We start from the raw sequence: 1,366 nt of genomic DNA on the forward strand, positions 1-1,366 counted from the left end.
GGTCAAGTCCATTTTTCTGTGTAAAAGTTCATTACAATGTTTTCAAGTTTATAAATTGGATAGGGTATTAATTTATAAAGGGAGAGAACTTAGTTCTCTTGCCCGTCATACATGTACTTTCGATCTCCAGGATCAAGAGATTTTTCATAGTCCATCAAGACAGCTCCGATCAAACGAAAAGCAGACTGGGTATTGGGGAAGATCCGAATGACACGCTCTCTTCTCCTGATTTCCGAATTTAGGCGTTCCAGATTGTTCGTGGTCCGCAGCTTCTTTTGGAAGCCCAGAGGTTCATTCATAAATTGGATGGCATCTTCAAACCCATCGTCCAACAGAGTCAGGACCGTTTCATATCCTCGCTCTCCATCATAGGTCTGCATAAACTCTTCTTTTAAAGTTCTTGCCTTTTCAGGTTTCGCGGCATCAAAAATACGCAGGAGGGCGTGTTTTAAATCTTCTGCCTGTTTCTTCGGCATGCGGTCAAAGAGGTTCTTTTTAAAGTGAAACGTGCATCTCTGCCAGCTGGTTCCAACAAAGGATTCCTGAATCGCTGCCTTCAAGCCCTTGTGGGCGTCCGAAATCATCAGTTTGGGAGATTGAAATCCCCTGGATTTGAGGTAGCTAAAGAATTGGCTCCAGCCTTCTTTGGATTCGGAATGATTGACAGACAGCCCAATGACTTCCCGTTTGAGCTGGGAGTTGACCCCGACGGCCACATAAACCGCTTTGGAAACCACACGCTGATGTTCGCGGACCTTGATATACAAAGCGTCCACAAACACATACTTGTAGTACATGACATTCAGAGGTCGGCTAGCCCACTCGTTCACGATGGGATCAAGTTTTTTGGTTATCGTGGAGACAAGGGACTTGGACACACTTTCCCCGCAAAGCTGTTCCATGATCTTCGTCACTTTGCGGGTCGAAACGCCGTTGACGACCATTTCCATCATAGACAGGACGAGGGCTTGGTCAGCACGCTGATACTTCTCGAATACAGATGTGGAAAACTCCCCGTTTCGGGTACGAGGGACCTTCAGGTTAATTTTTCCGATGGAAACGAGAAAGTCTCGGTCATAATAGCCATTCCGATAGTCTGTACGGTCACTCGTCCTTTCATAAGCATCCGCGTTCAGGTGCTCATCCCTCTCACTTTCCATCATTTGATTAAGAATGAGAACAAGTGATGATTTCACCACAGCGTCCAAGTTAGAATGCATGAGGTGGTCTTTTAAGTCATCCACATTTAGGGTAAGATTAATCTGGGTCATATTCATCCTCCATTACATTTTTTCTTGGTCGAAAACATTGTAACATGAGGGTGATATGACCCTTTTTCTATTTACACAATTATATGGACTTTACC

1 protein-coding gene is annotated in these 1,366 nt (G+C 44.6%); it reads right to left on the reverse strand.

Going from position 1 to position 1,366, the window contains the following annotated elements; genetic code table 11:
• Nucleotides 1–89 precede the first annotated feature (89 nt).
• The gene (locus ACQCVE_RS19510) at nucleotides 90–1,271 is read right to left on the reverse strand and encodes an IS256 family transposase (RefSeq protein WP_426863667.1); all 1,182 of its coding nucleotides are present in this window, start codon (nucleotides 1,269–1,271) and stop codon (nucleotides 90–92) included.
• Between the last annotated feature and the right edge of the window lie 95 nt (nucleotides 1,272–1,366).

It is taken from the genome of Metabacillus sp. 113a (assembly GCF_050107635.1).
Classification (GTDB): Bacteria; Bacillota; Bacilli; order Bacillales; family Bacillaceae; genus Metabacillus_B.

Bases quoted from the DNA above. Each gene is read 5' to 3' on its own strand.
- ACQCVE_RS19510 (WP_426863667.1), bottom strand. From the start codon at position 1,271: ATGACCCAGATTAATCTTACCCTAAATGTGGATGACTTAAAAGACCAC.